Here is a 16,897-nt window from a genome sequence, read left to right as displayed (position 1 = left end):
GACGTTTAAGTTATTAATAGCTCAGTCCTATGTTTCTAAGTATAAGTTTATTCTGCATTTCCCAGTGCACAATTTAACAAAAATTTAAAGTAAGGGTAAAAAAAAGTATAAAGTGTTGTAAATAACTAATATAGCAAAATATTATATTTGTATTGTCCTATTGAGGAAGTGACGATTGTGTACTTACCCTATACAGGATTATGATTTTATCGAAAGCTCTACTACGAGCAGAATAATGATAGTGAATTGATTAATTTATTTTGAAACATTTAAGGTTTGGCATCATATTTGTAGTGTATATAGTACCTGTTTGCATGAATGAAATTCATAAATAGTGTGTATAGTGTCGTGAAGTCAGAGGGTACTACCCTCTGACTTCATTGTTTATATACCTTTGCCGTCTCCTCTTCTGCCTGACTCCTCTGCCAATAGCCTCAACTTCCCTGGTTAGCTATGCATACGCTATCTGCTGAACAAAATACCAGCAATAGAAACTTTTGATTAAAAATATATGTATGTACATTAAATGTTTATACATTTGAAAATCGATAACCTATTCACATAAACACAAGCAATTATGGCAACTATCAAATGGTCAGTAGACCCCACTCATAGTGAAGTACAATTCAAGGTAAAGCACCTGATGATCACTACCGTCACCGGATATTTCCAGAACTTCCATGTAGAAGCGGAGACCTCCGACGAACAGTTTACTTCTGCTGAGCAGGTTGTATTTACTGCTGATGTAAATTCGATCAATACCAATAACGACCAGCGTGATACGCACCTGAAATCGGCTGATTTTTTTGATGCTGAAAATCATGGCGAAATCCGTTTTGAGGGTACTAGCTATACCCATACAGGTGACGATGATTACGAACTGCAGGGAAACCTGACGATCCGGGGCATTACCAAACCTGTAACCGTAAAAGTAGAGTTTGGTGGTATTGTAGTAGATCCCTACGGTCAGACCAAGGCGGGCTTTACAATCAATGGCAAAATCAGCCGGAAGGAGTTCGGGTTGACCTGGAACGCAGTAACCGAGGCCGGAAGTGTTGTAGTAAGTGATGAAATAAAATTACAGGCTGAAATTCAGCTGGTAAAGCAAAACTAAAGACCACCTCAGAAAGGTAAAGCTATGGAGAATCAAATAATGGGCCTGCACCATATCACGGCTATTGCCGATCGGGCCAAAACCAATGTAGACTTCTATACCAAAGTACTGGGTCTCCGTTTGCTGAAAAAGACGGTTAATTTTGATGATCCCGGTACGTACCACTTTTACTATGGTGATGAGAAGGGAAGTGCCGGTACCATCCTGACCTTCTTCCCCTACGAGGGAGCCGGTAGAGGCAGCGCCGGAACCGGTATGGCTACGAATATAGCCTACTCAGTACCCGAAGGTAGCTTTGATTTCTGGGTTAATCGGTTTGAAGAGCATAACATTATTTACAACAAGCCTTCTCAGAAGTTTGGTGAGCCCTACCTGACTTTTCTGGATCCGGATGGTTTGAAGCTGGAACTGGTAGTACCCAGGAATGGCGACAACCGGGTAGCCTGGGAAACGGCTGACGTACAGGCTAATGTAGCCACCCGGGGCTTTCACGGCGTTACGCTGACGCTGAAGGATATCAAGCCGACGGCGGCGGTTCTGACGGAGATATTTGGGTACAGGTTTCTGGAGAAAAGTGGAAACCGCTACCGGTATATAACGGATGCGGTAGAGTCGGCCGCAATCATTGACCTGGTAGAGCTACCTAATGAACCCCGTGGAGTAGGAGGGGCAGGTACCAACCATCATATAGCTTTCCGGGTAAAGAACGAGGATGTGTTGATGCACTTCCGCCAGAAGGTGTCAGGTCGAGGACTTAACATCACCGAGAAAATAGACCGCAACTACTTTTACTCCCTGTATTTTAGGGAGCCGGGTGGAGTACTGTTTGAGATCGCTACCGATAATCCGGGCTTTGGCATTGACGAGTCCTGGGATCAGCTGGGAACTAACTTACTGTTACCACCCCAGTACGAGCCCCACCGTAAAGAGATCGAGCGCATACTACCCAGCATAAAGTAACGGGAGGATCGGGGAGGCAGATACTGTCTCCCCTTAGTATTGATTTTGGATGACTTCAAAATTAGATTAATTATCATTTGTTCATTACGTATAATCTAATGAAATGAATCTGGTTCTAATTAGATAGCAGGGGCTTACATAGGAGCTATTTACAGTGGTTTTAGCTCCAATCCGGGTAATTTCAGATTGAAATAATCTTTAAATAAATAGACAAAAAAGAATTTATGAAACTCTTACCCCTGCTCCTTACTGCCCTGTTGGCTTCTTCATCCCTGTGTGCTCAGAACTATGATGAGTCCAAAGTGGGTACGTATACCTTACCCGATGTACTCAAATTAGAAAGTGGTAAATCCGTCACGAGCAAAAAAGTGTGGGAGCAGCAGAGGAGATCCGAGATACTGGGCCTTTTTGAGGAGCATGTGTATGGGCAGTTTCCAACGAGCTATGATAAGCTTGAGTACTCGGTGAAGCGTGAGGATCCCAAAGCCATGAATGGGAAGGCGCATCTGAAAGAAATGGAGCTGGTAGTGTATAAGAACAACAAGCCAGTAAAGATCAACCTGGTCCTGTTTGTTCCAACAGCGGCAAAGGGTCCTGCCCCGGCTTTCCTGCTGATCAACAACCGGAGCCGGCGCAACACCGCCCCCGAACGGGATACCCTGAGTGGCTTCTGGCCTGCCGAAATGGTTATCAACGCCGGCTACGCAGTAGCCGCTTTTCACAATAGCGAATTGGCTCCGGATAATAAAAACTCCTATCAGAATGGAGTCTTGCAGCTATACCCTGAACAGCTCAATGCGGATAACGGGATGAAGGCCATCGGAGCCTGGGCCTGGGGCGCCAGCCGGGTGCTGGACTACTTTGAAAAGGACCCAACCATTGACGCCAAACGGGTAGCTGTGGTAGGGCATTCACGCGGGGGAAAGGCTTCTTTATGGGCAGCAGCCCAGGATCAGCGCTTTGCCATTTGTGTGTCAAATTGCTCGGGCAATACCGGAGCGGCCTTGTCCCGAAGAAATTTTGGCGAGACAGTAACCAGAATCAATACCACCTTTCCCCACTGGTTTAGTACTAATTATAAGAAATACAACGATAAGGAGGATGAACTGCCGGTGGATCAGCATATGCTGATTGCACTGATTGCACCCAGACCTATCTACGTAACCAATGCTTCCAAAGACCTCTGGGCCGATCCCACCGGGACGTTTCTGGCCATGAAAGAAGCAGAACGTGTTTATAACCTCTTTGGCTTGAAGTCAGCACTCCCTCAGTCCCCGCCACCGATCAATACTCCGGTCGTTCATCCACCTATGGGGTATCATAATCGGGAAGGGAGCCATGACCTGACGGAGTACGACTGGGCTCGATTTATTGAATTGGCTAACTACCACTACAAGAAGAAGTAGTAACGCTTTCTGAATTTATTCACTCATGAACTCTAAAATAAAGTTAGGCTGGCAATAAACAAAACACCCTGCCGATAAACCATCGGCAGGGTGTATACTATATATCCACACCATTAAACTAATCTTTGTTGAGAGTACTAAGGAGCACCCATAAGGGTACCCATACGTATAAAATTATAGAGGAGGGCAGTACGCTATTATTTTATATTAATAGATGACCAGCCTACACCAGTGTTGCCTGCAACCGGATGTCCAGATTATAGGCCTTGCTGACGGGGCAATCGGCTTTGGCCCCTGCCGCAATCTTTTGAAACTCTTCTTCGCTGATACCCGGTACCTTGGCTTTTAGTACGAGGTCAGAGGTAGTAATGACGCCATTTTCCAGCGTAATCGTGGCGGAGGTTTCCAGCGTATCGGGCGTATAACCGGCCGTAGTCAGGTCCAGGCTAAGCTTCATCGTAAAACATCCGGCGTGAGCCGCTGCCATTAACTCTTCGGGATTAGTACCTACACCCTCGGCAAACCGGCTGTTGAATGAGTACTGGGTCTTGCTAAGTGTTGTACTCTGGGTAGTCAGGTGACCGTTTCCTTCTTTGATCGTTCCGTTCCAGACAGCGGAGGCATTACGTTTTACATTCATGGGTATGAGCGATTGAGTTTGTATTTTCGAGCCAGTCGTTACGACTTATTGAACAATACAAAGGTACCCCACGTACATAGGCCTACCAATGCACGTTTGTAGACGTGAACAGCACTTTTTTCCCCCTGCGGTTTTGACAGCTAAGAAAAGGTAGCATTTTGGTGGCCCACGTACTGCGAACGAAAGCTCTGAGGAGAAAGTTCGGTCTGATTGGTGAAGAGACGGATAAAGTAGGAAGTGTCCTCATAGCCAAGCCGGTAGCCAATTTCCTTAACGCTTAGAGTAGTATGTGCCAGTAGTCTTTTGGCCTCCAGAATGATCCGGTTCTTGATGATGTCGTTGGGAGTCGTATTGCTGTACCGGGTGATCCGCTTGTTCAATGCCTTCGGAGTGATATGCAGCATCTCGGCGTAGTCGGCTACGGTATGGAGTTGGGTATAGTTCCACTCTACCAGCTGACTGAATTTGCGCGAAAACTCTACCTCCTGGCGGGCTTCTTCATCTCTGATCTGGTGTTCCTGCTTCCAGAGCCGGGTGGCTTTGATGATGATCTGCTTAAGCAGGATCCGTAGCATCTCTTCGGTGGTGGAGTCTTCACTCGCTATTTCTACCTCTATATCGCGTAGCAGCTTTTGAATGGCAGCCGACTGCTCGGCATCCAGCGGTACCACGGGTATTTCGTACACGTTGTGAAACAGAATGCCATCACAGGATACCTCCTTGTCATGGATTTCTACGCAATAAAAGTCCCGGTTGTAATACAGCAGAGTACCGCAGCATACCTCATCCAGCCAATAGTGCTGGCTGCCACTGATGAAAAACAGGGCATCGGTCTCGAGCTGGAACTCCTTGAAATCAATAACTACCTTTCCGCCCGCCCGTACAAAAATAACCTTAATGTACTCCTTAAAGTCCTGATTTAGCTGCTTATCCGGTAGATCATTAGAGAAGTCAAAGTACCCAAACTTCTTAAAGGCAAATTGCTTGAAATGTGGCATGGTATCAGATAATCGTTCTTTCCTATAACACGAGCTACTTCATAGAGTGTTCAGGTATGGATTGTCTACTGTTTCTAACGCTTTTAATAGTAGCTTTTTAAAGCTAAAAATTTTCCTGATCCTTTCTGACGGGCTAATAGCCGCAGGAGCGAACTTCCGGAGCCAGAGAGTAACCCTATAAAATTAATATTAAATAGTATAGGGTTACTTCCATTTTTGGATCAATCAAACTATTTTGCTCACAAAACATACTTGCACACCTGCCATGAGAAAGCTGCTTTCCTTATCCCTGATCGTACTGACCTTTTCGTGTATCCGTATGGATCAGGAGCCCGTACCCGATGCTCCCGTTGAGTACCCTGACTGGTACACCATTACCTCACCCATTGATAAGCCGATCCAAAGTATCTGGGGCGACTGGGATAACACGCTGATCATCTCAACCATGTATGAGCTATTCCGCTCGACCGACCAGGGAAAAACCTGGCAACAGGTACATAGCCAATCAACTGGTATATTTGGTGTCGTTGCTTTGCAGGACACTCTCTTCACCATGAACGGACTCAGGAACATTCAAGAAATGAATGGAAACGCATACAGTGATCTGGTGAATGCAGAGCAATACAGTGTAGACGAGGGATTAACCTGGCAGCGCTACGGGAAGCGGAACGCTGTATTTGAAAGCCTGCATACCTCGTCACCCAGAATACGATTCAAAATCAATCCGGTTACCACCAGCAACGATACTACCTATACAATCAACCGGGTATTTCGGGATGGACCTACGGCTACCACTGGGCCCTTCGAAACACCCGGAGTAATCACATCAGGTGGTCGCCGCATTGACCTGCCCCGGCTCCACCAGCTCAATAGCCTGTACCTGGACTCGAAGGAGCGTCTTTACGTAGCAGGTTCCGATGCGGTATGTGGTCGTGGGTTTGATTTTTCATTTTGTAACAGTAAAGGGGGCCGGGGCGTAGTGTATATTTCCAAGCGCCCGCTGCCCTGATCAGATGCTACTTCCGGTCAGGCAGATCAAGGCCATTTTTCGTACAGTAGCATCAGGCAGGTATAGGGGTAGTGAAAGTCATATATGGGTATGACTCCAGTCATAGCCGGTAAGGATAAAAGGTAGGTACTTTGGGGTATTGATTTCTGTTTTACAGCAAGTACTTCCAACCTGAATTGACCACTCTAACCACTTACTGCTATGTATAAGATCCTGCTCCTCACCGACTATTCTGATGCTTCGCGTCAGGCTATTGTTTATACCCAGCAACTTTTTGCCGACACTCCCGTTGACTTTTGTTTGTTGAATGCCTTTCCGGTAGAAGCCGAAGTGGCGTACGGACTGTCTTATACAGCTATCAACTATTGGCAACTAGCGCAGGACTCCATCGTTGAGCTGCGTCAGGAAGTGGAGAAGAAGTCTATATCTGAGCAGCATACCTTTCGTATTGAGGTACTTCCGGGAGGACCTATTAATGCCCTGGAAGTGCAACTCTCGCGGGAGCCGTTTGACCTGGTTGTAGTAGGAGCTACTGGCTCCGGGATCAGTGAGCGGTTAGGAAGTGTAGCTACGGGCGTAGTTCGTCATGCTACTACTAACGTACTGGTTGTGCCTGCTACGGCCACGGCTGGTCAGGTTGAACAGGTGGTGCTGGCTACTGACTATCAGCCGGCTACTAGCGCTCTTTCATTTGCTTTACTAAAAGATATTGTAGCTCGTAAGAAGGCACAGCTGACACTTCTTCATGTAGAAGCCGATCGGAAGGCCGCCCCCGTTGCGGAGGAAACTATACGCCAGTACCTCTTGAGTAACTTTGCAGGTATCAAAATAGAAACCGCTACCATTACCGATGAGGATGTGTTGCAGGGGATGAACCACTACCTGGACGCCTGCCGGGTAGATATGCTGGTTATGCTGCCTCACCACAAAAGCATATGGGATGTGCTCCTGGGCAACAGCCTGACCCGTTCGATCGCCTACCATCCCCGGGTGCCTTTGCTGACACTCTATGACCGGGTTGTTGAGCCTGTACAGCAGGAAGCCCCACAGGAGGAATACATTCCATTCCTGCCCCTGTAAGTGTAGCCGGTATAACATACTCGTTTGTAGTATGCTACTTAGTAAGCCTATACTATTTAGAACGCATTTAACAGGAGGGAAGTAAGTAGTTGAGGCGTTTGGACTTTATCATCCAGACGCCTCCATATGTTTAGTGAGTAGAGCATACGAGGTCGTTCCTTTACTCGATCTCGTTACTACCAGTATAATATCACAATACCAGCTCCGCCTGCGCATATAGGTTGCGGGTGCATTCCTTGTTCTTAGGCGCACAGCAGCAGGATGGGGTTCTGTTCTTGAGATAAGGGCTACTGCAGTTCCAGCAGGAGGCGGGTTGCTCTTCAGACTTTTGGAAGCCAAAGGTATTAAGTACCTCTGCCAGGGGCTGTGACTGGCTCTCAGTCGTAAATAGTACTTCACTTCCGTTGATGACCGACACCTGACCAGTCAGGGTAAATCCTGCTTTAAGAATTCCCCGCTCCGAGGCCGTGTTCTCAGGGGCGTGCATGATCCACAGGTACTCGGCCTCAGCCAGCTCAATTGTCATTATAAACCGGAGTAAATGCGGATAGATCCCCAGCCCACGGTAAGCAACCAGTGTCCTGAAATTCCATAAGTATCGGTGATTGGGCGGGAGCCTGAACTCGTGGTTCAGTTCCCCGATGCGGGCGCTTTGGGTAGCTACCCAGCCGAAGGCCGCTGGCCTTCCGTGGAGGTAGGCAACATAGGCTTTATGACCCGCCGCAAAGCGATTTTCGGCTTCACCGATGGTTGTTTGCCCGATTTCTGCCATAAAGGAGGGCTCTCTGTTCTGAATGATTTTCAGTCCGTTCAAAGGCTGGAGTAGGGGCAGTGTATTTTGGTGTGTGAATGAGTATAGCATGGTGGTAGTATTTAGGTACTTGATGTGGATGATTATGGCCGTTCGTAAGTGTACAGTACTCCGTTCGGGGGCCTGTTCAGGACCTTCCCGGTAAAGCCTTCCTTCACGAGCAGCCGGCTCAGTACTTCCATGGTAAAAGCGTGGCTGACTATAAGGATATTTCCGTTTTGATGCTCAAGACGCTCAATGAACCACGTCCTGATCCGGCTTTCCAGTACTTCTTTTCGGTGTGACTGCGTAGGGTGGTTGTAAACAAGAGCCAGCCGGATCAGCAGGGCCCACAGCATAAAAGGCAGTCTGACATTGTATTTGAAAAGTGGATCCGGAACGGGCTCATTGAGCAGAGTGGTAGTGATAGTAGGTCCGTGGTAGATAGCCTCGGCGGTCTGTCTGGCTCTGGGAAGCTCACTGGAATAGCAGATGTCCCACCAGCTACCAACATCCACCTGCCGGCTTTGCAGGGGGGCACTATTATACCCATTAAACCACTGCAGTACCTGGGACTGGCTTACCAGCCCCTTAAGGTACTCGTGCTCGACCGGAAAGTGCCTGATCAGACCTACCTTCATGGCTTACCGTTTGCTACTCAATGATTATAGACCGGGTAGAGACGGCACTGGCGGAGAAAAAGCCCACGGCCCCGTTGCTGATGTTGGTAGGCAGATTGGCCGGATTGCGACCAAAAAGTCCTCCCTGTCCTGATAGTCCCTGCAATGCGTTGTAGAACTCGTAGGCTTCCTTGGTCAGCGACAGCAGGCTTACTTCCAATGCATCATTTTTGGCGAAGGTGACAGGAACCTGTATATCATCCAGGTAAGAGCCATCGTATAGCTTATCTTCGGTGATGATGATGTCGCGGGTTTCGTTTTGTTTCAGCTGACCATTGACGGCGATATTCAGCTTGTAGTAATTCTTTACTCCGGCACTATCCCGGAAGGCCGTGGAGATGTAGTAGCCTTCCTTCCGGCCCCGATTATCATTCCTACCGTCTACGTACTTATAGGTAACCTTATCCAGAAGGGCTACCGGGTGCAGCGTAGAGGTGGCGGTGTAGGTTTTACCATTGGCCCGAATGGTCAGGGTATAGGTATGCCCAACTACTCCTGTAAACTTGCCGACTGGCTTGTAGACACCATGGCCTTCGTGGGTGAAGGAGGTGCTGGTGCCGGTATTGTCCACCAGGTCTACCTGTGCATCGGTTACCGCCTGCGGCTCAAGGTTTTTGGCATAGGGGGCTGATAGGTGCAGCTTCACCTGGTTCAGGGTAGGCTGGTCGGTGATGGTGGCCTCTACCGCCAGCCTTGGCTCACTTTGTTCCAGGTCCAGTTCTACCGGGGTTTCGCAGCTGGTCAGTGCCAGGGTAAGAAGGCTTAATAGGATTGCAGTGATGTTCTTCATGGCTTTGCTTAGTTATATCGTAGTTAAAAGAGAGAGTACTTAGAACTTAAAGTTGTAGGTAACGGCGGGTATGGGTGCACCCACGATGGAGATCTCCTTGGCGTTGATGCTGGCAGGTATTTCCTCGGTCTGGTCCAGTTGAATGGAGAAGACGTTCTTGCGGCCGTAGGCGTTGAACAGTGAGAAGTTCCAGCTCGATTCGTACTTCCTGCCGGGGCGCTTCTTTCCGTTCAGCGTCAGGGACAGATCCAGGCGGTGGTAGTCGCGGAGGCGGTAGCCATTGCGTTCGGTGTAGATAGGTACTATGATGTTCCCGTTGCGGAATGAGCCCGAAGGCATGGTCACCACATTGCCGCTGCTGTACACCTGGTTGGCTCCCAGGGTCAGCCTTTCGGACAATTTATAGGAAAGTACCAGCGACAGGTTATGCGGCTTGTCCTGACGTACGCGGTAAGGCTGGTTGTTGTTGATCCCCTCGATGGTACGCTCAGTATGGGACAGGGTGTAGCTGGCCCAGCCGGTCAGCTGGCCCGTCTGCTTCTTTACCATCAGTTCCAGTCCGTAGGCTTTGCCGGTACCCGCCAGGATTTCGGCTTCAATGTTGTTGTTAAACATCAGGTCGGCGTTATCACGAAAATCAATCTGGTTGTTCATGCTCTTGTAGTATACTTCGGCCGAGGCTTCCAGGGTATTGCTACGGAAGTTGTGGAAGTAGCCCAGTGCCACCTGGTTGGCCGACTGGGGCCTGATGTACTTGCCCGATGGTACGTATACATCCAGAGGAGTCGTAGAGGTGGCGTTGGAGGCCAGGTGCAGGTACTGCATGGTGCGGTTGTAAGAAGCTTTCAGCGAGCTGCTGCCATCCAGTATAAAGCGGGCCGATAGTCTGGGCTCCAGGCCACCCTGCGTCTTATAGATGTGAGTACGCTCATAATCCACTACCCCAACGATCTGTTGGCCCGTCTCGTCGTAATCGTACACCCGACCGCCTATGTTCTGAAAGAACGAGTAACGCAGTCCGTAGGTCAGCGAGAGTCGGGGCGATAGCTCCTGCTCATTGCTTAGGTATACCGCATTTTCGAGAGCGTACTTCCGGTCAAGCAGTAGCTCTTTCACTACCGAGTTATCGGAGGCGGGCTTTACTTCGCCGGGCTTGAAGGTATGGTACGTAGAGCTGATCCCGAACTTGAGGGTATTGGCGTTGTTGGGGAAGTAGGAGAAGTCAGCTTTCAGGCTTACATCCTCGATATTGGATTTCCAGCTGAACGCGGTGTTCCCGCTGGGCATACCAACCTGGTAGTTGAAGTTGCTGTAGATGGCGGTAAAGTTAGAGAACAGTTTGTCGGAGAACAGGTGGTTCCAGCGAACTGTGGCGGTGGCGTTGCCCCAGTCCATGCCCATTACCTCCTTAAACTTGAATACATCCTGTCCAAAGTAGCCCGAAATGAACAGGCGGTCCTTATCGCCAAACTTATAGTTGAGCTTGGTATTGAGGTCGTAGAAGTACAGCTTGTTATTTTTTATGTTTTCGTCGGAGCTTAGCTTCAGAAACATATCCGCGTAGGTCCGGCGGCCCGAAATGATGTACGAGCCTTTGTCCTTTACGATCGGGCCTTCCAGGGTCAGGCGGCTGGCAATGGTACCTATACCCCCCGAGGCCCCGAAGCGTTTGCTATTGCCTTCTTTCATCCGGATGTCTACCAGCGAGGCCAGGCGTCCGCCGTACTCCGCCGGTATACCCCCCTTGTAGATCTCTACATCTTTGATGGCATCGGCATTGAAAACCGAGAAAAAGCCCAGCAGGTGCGAGGCATTGTAGACCGGCGCCTCGTCCAGTTGGATCAGGTTCTGGTCGATGCTGCCACCGCGTACGTAAAAGCCCGAGGTACCTTCGCCACCTGACTGCACTCCCGGTAGTAGCTGGATGGTTTTGAGCACATCCACCTCACCCATAAAGGCGGGCAGGGTCTTGATGGTTTCGATGGGTAGTACATCGGCACTCATCCGGTTTTGCTGGATGTTGGCATCTTCCTTTTTGGTTTTGACGACCACCTCCTGCAGGTGTACATCGCTGCCTGCCAGTTCCAGATTGAGGGTACTATTTTCTTTAAGATCAATCTGGCGGGTTTGGGTAGTGTAGCCGATGTAAGAGTACACCAGCGTGTACTTGCCAGCCGGTAACGTTAGGGAGTAAAAGCCGTAGGCGTTGGTAGTAGTACCCGAGGTACCTCCCTGCACACCTACCGTGGCGCCAATCAAGTCTTCGCCATTTTTGGCGTCTTTGAGGCTACCACTGATGGTGAAGCGGTGCTGGGCCTGCATGACCAGCGGTATGAGCAGCAGTAAGAGAACGGAAATTTTTTTCATGGCTTATGTAATTGGATAAGAAAACAGATTATTCGTGCTACAAAGATGCACCTTACCCCTCCAGTGGTTGAAACGAGGTTTACTGAAACCGAAAATCGGACTGATTAACCTGCTAAATCGGCCGATGAAACTTTGGATGGAAGTACTTAGTAGGAGGTGTGGTACTACGGGGGCACTATCGCCAAAGCAGGCAAAAGGAGCGGCTGAGGGGCCAGCGGGTGTTTTTTCAGCGGAAAGCTTACTATCTTTACACCACTTGCTCATGGAGTAACGACAAAGAGCCGATGAAAAATAACAACTACCTAAACAGACTGAAGTACCTGCTCATACCCCTGCAGGCGCTGGTGTTTTTACAGGTTGGACGCCCGTTGCCGTTGTGGGACTATCTGGGCCACCGCGATTTTTACTTTGATCTGATTTTTGCCCTGATCATCGGGTCCATTATATGGACGTATATTCAGTATAGTTATCAGCTCCTGGACCGGACACTGCCCTGGGGTACTCACTTTACCAGGCGCCTGGTCTGCCAGGCCCTGCTCTCCGGATTTTTGCCCATCTTCCTGCTGCTGGCCCTGTATGTTGGGTATATGGAGCTATACTACGCGGAGTCTTTCCGGCTGGAGAAGTCCCTGATCTTCCAGGTGGACCTTCTGCTGGGTACTTTGCTGATCCTGATTCAGAATCTGGTCTTTGTCATAGCTACCCTTATTCATAAATACCTGAAATCGTCCGCGCCGGAGCCGTTGGGAGTACCTATGGACCTACCGGAAGAGAATCAACCGCCAGCCTGGGCTTCCAGTAAGCTACTGGTTGGCAATGGTAGCAAGTACACCCTGCTGGACCGCGATGAGATGCAGTTTATAAAGTTGCAGAACGGCGTATCGGTGGCTTACCTGAAAGATGGTACCAGCTCGGTACTCAATACTCCCCTTAACTCCCTGGATGAAACCCTACCCGACTATTTCTTCCGGGTGAATCGGAACACGATTGTCAACCTGAAAGAAGTGAAAGGCTTTGAGGCGGAGAAAAGCGGAAAGCTGATCCTGCGGCTACACGCGGAGAGTGCCGAGGAAATCATCGTCAGTCAGAACCGCAGCGTTGACTTTAAGAACAAACTAGTGACCATCTAAGGCTTCTTCCTCCTGGATGGCGGCTGTTTTTTAGCCCAAAATCTCCTGATCTGGCAGGTCATTCTCCTGCTTTTGGGTTAGTTTTTCCTGCATGTGTGCTTGGTAACTAGTTGATAATAAGTAGGAGGCGTAATTTTGCCCTCGAATTAAACTAGTATCAAGCCATGAAAAAAACAATTATCCTTTGCCTGTTGCTTAGCCATTGCTTCGTAGCAGTCCGTGCCCAGTCACGTGAGCGGGAGCCGCGAAAGTGGCCCCTTATGGTTTCCGTTTTCAGCGAAGCGTGGGCGCTTCCTTCCACGCAACTGGTCAAAAGTCCCATCCACCCCGGACTTAGTGTGGGTACTTCGTACACCCTGCGCCAAACCACCCGTAGTACCGTTAGTCTGAATGGTACCCTGGGCTATTTCTACCACAAAAATATCCAGAACAACCTCCACCTGCTGGCGACCCTGGGGTATCAGCACCGGGTAGCAGGCGGCCTGCACGTGGGTACGGCACTGGGGCTGGGGTATAGCCATTCCGTCTACCCGATTCAGGTGTACCAGCTGGAAGGCGGAGAGTACCAGAAGGCGACCGATTGGGGAAAATCGGCGCTGGCCCCTTCCTTTGAGCTGAACCTGGGGTACACCATTCACCGTCATTCCCCCAATCCCGTTACCGTTTTCACCCGGTACCAGCTGCTGGTGGAGTGGCCCTATGCACCCGAGAATACCTTCCCGGCCCTACCGCATACCCTGTTCCACGTAGGAGCCAAATTCTATCCTTTTAATTAAGCCTTACCGATCTACATCCGATGAAATATTTAAATCCAACCTATATGTTGGCCGTAGTTTGCTGTGTATCGACCGCAGTACTTACCGGTTGCGAAAAAGAAATAGAGGTAGCTCCTGCCGTCTACGATTGCGCTGTTACTGATCCAGGCCTGGGTACCGCCCATCCCAAGCACCAGGTGTACCACGAGTTTCTGCAATCGTGGAAACGCATAGGCTTACCCGGCTCCATCCTGCTCGTGCGGGATAAGCATGGCCTGTGGGTGGACGCTGCCGGTAAGGCCGATTTGGCCGGTAACGTAGCGATGAAGCCCTGCAACCTGTTTTACATGGCCAGTATCACCAAGACCTTTACGGCGGCGGCGGCCCTGAAACTGCACGAAATGGGGCTGTTTCATATTGACGAGCCGGCAATCAAGTACCTGCCTGAGTTTGCAGGTATACCTCATGGCGACAAGATCACGATCCGGCAACTGATGAATCACACCAGCGGCATTGGCAACGACAACTTCACGGTGTCTACACTCGATTATTTCAATCATACACCCATTGAAGCCAAGTCGCTGGACGATTGGCTGAAGATTCTTCAGAAACCTCGCTTCGCTCCGGGCACCAGTTGGGAGTACTCGTCGGGACTTGATTTTGTGGGGGTGATCATGGCGCGGGTATCGGGTAAGTCAGCCTACCAGGTGATTGAGGATGAGATACTGGTACCGCTGGGACTGCGCAATACCTACCTGAGTGACAGGACCCGCCCCGAGGGACTACCCAAGAAGTACATGGACCTGCAGGCCAATGGGAAGATCATTGAGCTGAAAGTACCCTTTGTACCGGCCAAGGAGGGAGCTCTTGACTTTACCAGTGGTGGCGGCATCAGTAACGCCCACGACCTGATGAAGTTTGCGGAGGCGCTTTTCAAGGGTAATCTGCTCAAGCCCGAGACACTGGAACTGATGAAAGAGTCGGTACCTATTCCCGACGGGCTGATTGGCTGGGATGGTTTTCCCGGTTATGGTCTGGGACTCAGCTTTGTCTCTACGCCGTATGGGTCGGCTATGGGTCACGAGGGTGACCTGTTTGGGGCCTCCTCCTTTATGTTCTATTTTCCGGAGCAGGATATTACCGTCGTCGGGGCTATGAATGTAACGTCGTATCCGCTAAGGCTGGCCTTTGCTGATTACAAAGAGATAGCGCGGGTGGTTACGCAGTAGGAAGTACTTTGAAGGAACAGCAGATATGGGCGCCGGTAACTACGTACCGGCGCCCTTTGCCTTAGTTACCCCTCCGCCGTTACAGTTGATCCAGTACATCCCGGTACCCCCGACCAATGGGAATGGAAACGCCCAGTACCTCTACGTATTCGGCAGTAAAGGAGTCAATCCGGCTGACAGATACGATAAACGACCGGTGGACACGCCGGAACAGCTGGGGGGGGAGCAGGGTCTCTATTTCGTGCGTACTGATCTTGGAAAGGTAGGTAGTGCGGGTGGTCACCAGCTTGATGTACTCCCGCTGGCTTTCGATGTACAGGATGTCCGAAAACAGGATCTTTACCTTCTTCTTTTGCACGTTCAGAAACAGGTAGTCTTTAGAGTCGAGGCCTTCGGATAGCCGGGGATGGGTAGCTTCCGGGGCTTTTACTTTATTGACGGCCACCAGAAAACGTTCAAATTCAAAGGGCTTCAGCAGGTAGTCCGTCACGTTCAGGTCAAAGCCTTCGACGGCGTACTGGTGGTAGGCGGTGGTGATGATCACCGCCGGCGGGTGCGTCAGGGTTTTGAGAAAGGCCATGCCTTTGAGCCGGGGCAGGTGAATGTCCAGAAACATCAGGTCTACCGTATGCTGCCGCAGGAAGTCCGTAGCCATAATAGCGTCGCGAAAGCTGCCCCGCAGATCCAGGAAGGGTACCTGTGAAATATAGTCCGTAAGTACTTTAACGGCCAGGGGCTCGTCTTCAATGATTATGCAGCGTAGTTTAGACATGGCTGGACAGGTTGATATGTAACGTGGCGGTAAAGGCATCACTCCCCTGCACAACCGACAGGGTATAGTCGGTATAGAGGAGCTCCAACTGGCGGCGAAGGTTCGAGAGCCCAATATTTTCCTTCACCCCGCGTTCCACCTGATACGCTTCAATGGAGTTTTTTACTAGGAAGTCCAGTTGCCTCTGTTTTACCGACAGATGAATGTGGACGTAAGGCTCTCCTCTTGATTCGGACACCCCGTGCTTGAAGGCATTTTCTACCAGCGGGATCAGCAGCAGGGGAGGCAGGCTCTGGCGCAGGTCATCCACATCGTAGTTAAAATTGACCCGCAGCGATTCATCGTACCGGAGCTGTTCCAGGGCTATGTAGTCACTGATGATTTTCAGCTCCTGCTCGATGGCGATGTACTGGCCGCCCGTCTCGTACAGCATGAAGCGCAGGATTTTGGACAGGCGCAGGATAGACTCCGGAGCCAGGTCTGATTTGTCGCGGGCCAGGGAGTAGATGTTGTTGAGCGTATTGAACAGAAAGTGGGGGTTGGTCTGTGACTTGAGATAGCTGAGCTCAGCCTGTTGCTTCTCAATGCGCAGCTGCTGGGCGGCCTGTCTCAGCTGCATATACCCGAAGATATGGCGGCTGATTCCGTAAAAGAATATAGCTCCGGCGCTGTAGGACATCTGGGTCTCTACCCCTCTACTGATTCGGTGATAATCCGCCAGGGGCGTGTAGATGTGTAGCCAGATGCCAATCTGCCGCCAGGCATACAGCCCGAAGGAGTACAGCATCAGGTGTACCAACAGCAGGAATAAGCCGGCCAGTATCCGCTTCCAGCTTAGGCGTATAAAGGGGATCGTGTACTCAAAGAGGATAAAGCTGAGTACCGTTACGTAGCTCCATCGCCAGAGGTTGTTCCAGACCCGGGGTACAAATGTATGCGGGTAGTTGGCCAGTTCGATAAACAGCCACATCAATAGGAACAGACCCCCGATCCGCAGGTAAAACAGAAAGCGCTCTCTATCAAAAGTAAGGTTCATACCGCTAAATACGGGATATTTTTCACATACCTGCCACCCGCTGACCCCATCGTCAACAGAAGGCCATTTTTCGTCAACGAATGGTAGTTATACGCCAGTTTCTGTCGTTGGTAGACCCTCTCCCGCTGTCCGTTGATACCA

General features: G+C 50.0%; 16 protein-coding genes. 8 read left to right on the top strand and 8 right to left on the bottom strand.

The annotated features are described in order from the left end of the window. Nucleotides 1–577 precede the first annotated feature (577 nt). The 3 genes from JTN23_RS14600 to JTN23_RS14590 all read left to right on the top strand — a co-directional run bounded on the left by JTN23_RS14600 (nucleotide 578) and on the right by JTN23_RS14590 (nucleotide 3,480). On the top strand, nucleotides 578–1,114 hold the full coding sequence (locus JTN23_RS14600) for a YceI family protein (protein WP_247235593.1): 537 nt from the start codon (nucleotides 578–580) through the stop codon (nucleotides 1,112–1,114). A gap of 24 nt (nucleotides 1,115–1,138) precedes the next feature. Beyond that, nucleotides 1,139–2,074, top strand: coding sequence for a ring-cleaving dioxygenase (locus tag JTN23_RS14595; RefSeq protein ID WP_247235592.1), 936 nt, complete (start codon nucleotides 1,139–1,141; stop codon nucleotides 2,072–2,074). A gap of 224 nt (nucleotides 2,075–2,298) precedes the next feature. Beyond that, on the top strand, nucleotides 2,299–3,480 hold the full coding sequence (locus tag JTN23_RS14590) for a dienelactone hydrolase family protein (RefSeq protein WP_247235591.1): 1,182 nt from the start codon (nucleotides 2,299–2,301) through the stop codon (nucleotides 3,478–3,480). A gap of 223 nt (nucleotides 3,481–3,703) precedes the next feature. On the opposite strand, the gene JTN23_RS14585 is transcribed toward JTN23_RS14590, so the two are convergent. Next, nucleotides 3,704–4,120, bottom strand: a complete 417-nt coding sequence (locus JTN23_RS14585) for an OsmC family protein (RefSeq protein ID WP_247235590.1) — start codon at nucleotides 4,118–4,120, stop codon at nucleotides 3,704–3,706. Nucleotides 4,121–4,260: 140 nt separating this feature from the next. After that, complete coding sequence (locus tag JTN23_RS14580; RefSeq protein ID WP_247235589.1) at nucleotides 4,261–5,118, bottom strand: helix-turn-helix domain-containing protein; 858 nt, start codon at nucleotides 5,116–5,118, stop codon at nucleotides 4,261–4,263. Between the two features lie 265 nt (nucleotides 5,119–5,383). Here JTN23_RS14580 and JTN23_RS14575 point away from each other — a divergent pair, with 265 nt between their 5' ends. After that, nucleotides 5,384–6,127 (top strand): hypothetical protein, encoded by a 744-nt coding sequence (locus JTN23_RS14575; protein ID WP_247235588.1) that lies wholly within the window; start codon nucleotides 5,384–5,386, stop codon nucleotides 6,125–6,127. Between the two features lie 201 nt (nucleotides 6,128–6,328). Beyond that, nucleotides 6,329–7,207, top strand: a complete 879-nt coding sequence (locus tag JTN23_RS14570) for a universal stress protein (RefSeq protein ID WP_247235587.1) — start codon at nucleotides 6,329–6,331, stop codon at nucleotides 7,205–7,207. A 190-nt stretch (nucleotides 7,208–7,397) separates the two neighbouring features. Here the strand turns inward: JTN23_RS14570 and JTN23_RS14565 are convergent, their stop codons facing one another. From JTN23_RS14565 to JTN23_RS14550, 4 genes are all read right to left on the bottom strand, one after another. Beyond that, a complete protein-coding gene (locus tag JTN23_RS14565; RefSeq protein WP_247235586.1) occupies nucleotides 7,398–8,021 on the bottom strand; it encodes a hypothetical protein in 624 nt (207 codons plus the stop codon). Between the two features lie 80 nt (nucleotides 8,022–8,101). Continuing rightward, nucleotides 8,102–8,638: a histidine phosphatase family protein gene (locus JTN23_RS14560; protein ID WP_247235585.1), complete on the bottom strand. Its 537-nt coding sequence runs from the start codon at nucleotides 8,636–8,638 to the stop codon at nucleotides 8,102–8,104. A gap of 13 nt (nucleotides 8,639–8,651) precedes the next feature. After that, the gene (locus JTN23_RS14555) at nucleotides 8,652–9,467 is read right to left on the bottom strand and encodes a DUF4249 domain-containing protein (RefSeq protein WP_247235584.1); all 816 of its coding nucleotides are present in this window, start codon (nucleotides 9,465–9,467) and stop codon (nucleotides 8,652–8,654) included. Between the two features lie 39 nt (nucleotides 9,468–9,506). Then, entirely contained in the window at nucleotides 9,507–11,834 is a 2,328-nt protein-coding gene (locus JTN23_RS14550; RefSeq protein WP_247235583.1) for a TonB-dependent receptor, read from the bottom strand. A gap of 284 nt (nucleotides 11,835–12,118) precedes the next feature. Between JTN23_RS14550 and JTN23_RS14545 the strand changes: the two genes are divergently transcribed. From JTN23_RS14545 to JTN23_RS14535, 3 genes are all read left to right on the top strand, one after another. After that, the gene (locus JTN23_RS14545; protein WP_247235582.1) at nucleotides 12,119–12,964 is read left to right on the top strand and encodes a LytR/AlgR family response regulator transcription factor; all 846 of its coding nucleotides are present in this window, start codon (nucleotides 12,119–12,121) and stop codon (nucleotides 12,962–12,964) included. 164 nt (nucleotides 12,965–13,128) lie between these two features. Further along, nucleotides 13,129–13,740: a hypothetical protein gene (locus tag JTN23_RS14540; RefSeq protein WP_247235581.1), complete on the top strand. Its 612-nt coding sequence runs from the start codon at nucleotides 13,129–13,131 to the stop codon at nucleotides 13,738–13,740. A gap of 44 nt (nucleotides 13,741–13,784) precedes the next feature. After that, entirely contained in the window at nucleotides 13,785–14,948 is a 1,164-nt protein-coding gene (locus JTN23_RS14535) for a serine hydrolase domain-containing protein (protein WP_247235580.1), read from the top strand. A gap of 79 nt (nucleotides 14,949–15,027) precedes the next feature. Here the strand turns inward: JTN23_RS14535 and JTN23_RS14530 are convergent, their stop codons facing one another. After that, nucleotides 15,028–15,720 carry a LytR/AlgR family response regulator transcription factor gene (locus JTN23_RS14530; protein ID WP_247235579.1) on the bottom strand — a complete coding sequence of 231 codons (693 nt, stop codon included), beginning with the start codon at nucleotides 15,718–15,720 and terminating at the stop codon, nucleotides 15,028–15,030. Then, entirely contained in the window at nucleotides 15,713–16,756 is a 1,044-nt protein-coding gene (locus JTN23_RS14525) for a sensor histidine kinase (RefSeq protein ID WP_247235578.1), read from the bottom strand. The genes JTN23_RS14530 and JTN23_RS14525 overlap by 8 nt, the downstream gene beginning before the upstream one ends. Between the last annotated feature and the right edge of the window lie 141 nt (nucleotides 16,757–16,897).

The organism is Telluribacter roseus (assembly GCF_017355915.2).
Taxonomy (GTDB): Bacteria; Bacteroidota; Bacteroidia; order Cytophagales; family Spirosomataceae; genus Telluribacter.
This window is presented reverse-complemented; position numbering and strand designations above follow the sequence as displayed.

Excerpts from the sequence above, each read along its gene's own strand:
- JTN23_RS14590 (WP_247235591.1), top strand. The coding sequence starts at position 2,299 with ATGAAACTCTTACCCCTGCTCCTTACTGCCCTGTTGGCTTCTTCATCC.
- JTN23_RS14560 (WP_247235585.1), bottom strand. The coding sequence starts at position 8,638 with ATGAAGGTAGGTCTGATCAGGCACTTTCCGGTCGAGCACGAGTACCTT.
- JTN23_RS14540 (WP_247235581.1), top strand. The coding sequence starts at position 13,129 with ATGAAAAAAACAATTATCCTTTGCCTGTTGCTTAGCCATTGCTTCGTA.
- JTN23_RS14555 (WP_247235584.1), bottom strand. The coding sequence starts at position 9,467 with ATGAAGAACATCACTGCAATCCTATTAAGCCTTCTTACCCTGGCACTG.
- JTN23_RS14530 (WP_247235579.1), bottom strand. The coding sequence starts at position 15,720 with ATGTCTAAACTACGCTGCATAATCATTGAAGACGAGCCCCTGGCCGTT.
- JTN23_RS14525 (WP_247235578.1), bottom strand. The coding sequence starts at position 16,756 with ATGAACCTTACTTTTGATAGAGAGCGCTTTCTGTTTTACCTGCGGATC.
- JTN23_RS14575 (WP_247235588.1), top strand. The coding sequence starts at position 5,384 with ATGAGAAAGCTGCTTTCCTTATCCCTGATCGTACTGACCTTTTCGTGT.
- JTN23_RS14600 (WP_247235593.1), top strand. The coding sequence starts at position 578 with ATGGCAACTATCAAATGGTCAGTAGACCCCACTCATAGTGAAGTACAA.
- JTN23_RS14595 (WP_247235592.1), top strand. The coding sequence starts at position 1,139 with ATGGAGAATCAAATAATGGGCCTGCACCATATCACGGCTATTGCCGAT.
- JTN23_RS14580 (WP_247235589.1), bottom strand. The coding sequence starts at position 5,118 with ATGCCACATTTCAAGCAATTTGCCTTTAAGAAGTTTGGGTACTTTGAC.
- JTN23_RS14550 (WP_247235583.1), bottom strand. The coding sequence starts at position 11,834 with ATGAAAAAAATTTCCGTTCTCTTACTGCTGCTCATACCGCTGGTCATG.
- JTN23_RS14535 (WP_247235580.1), top strand. The coding sequence starts at position 13,785 with ATGTTGGCCGTAGTTTGCTGTGTATCGACCGCAGTACTTACCGGTTGC.
- JTN23_RS14585 (WP_247235590.1), bottom strand. The coding sequence starts at position 4,120 with ATGAATGTAAAACGTAATGCCTCCGCTGTCTGGAACGGAACGATCAAA.
- JTN23_RS14545 (WP_247235582.1), top strand. The coding sequence starts at position 12,119 with ATGAAAAATAACAACTACCTAAACAGACTGAAGTACCTGCTCATACCC.
- JTN23_RS14570 (WP_247235587.1), top strand. The coding sequence starts at position 6,329 with ATGTATAAGATCCTGCTCCTCACCGACTATTCTGATGCTTCGCGTCAG.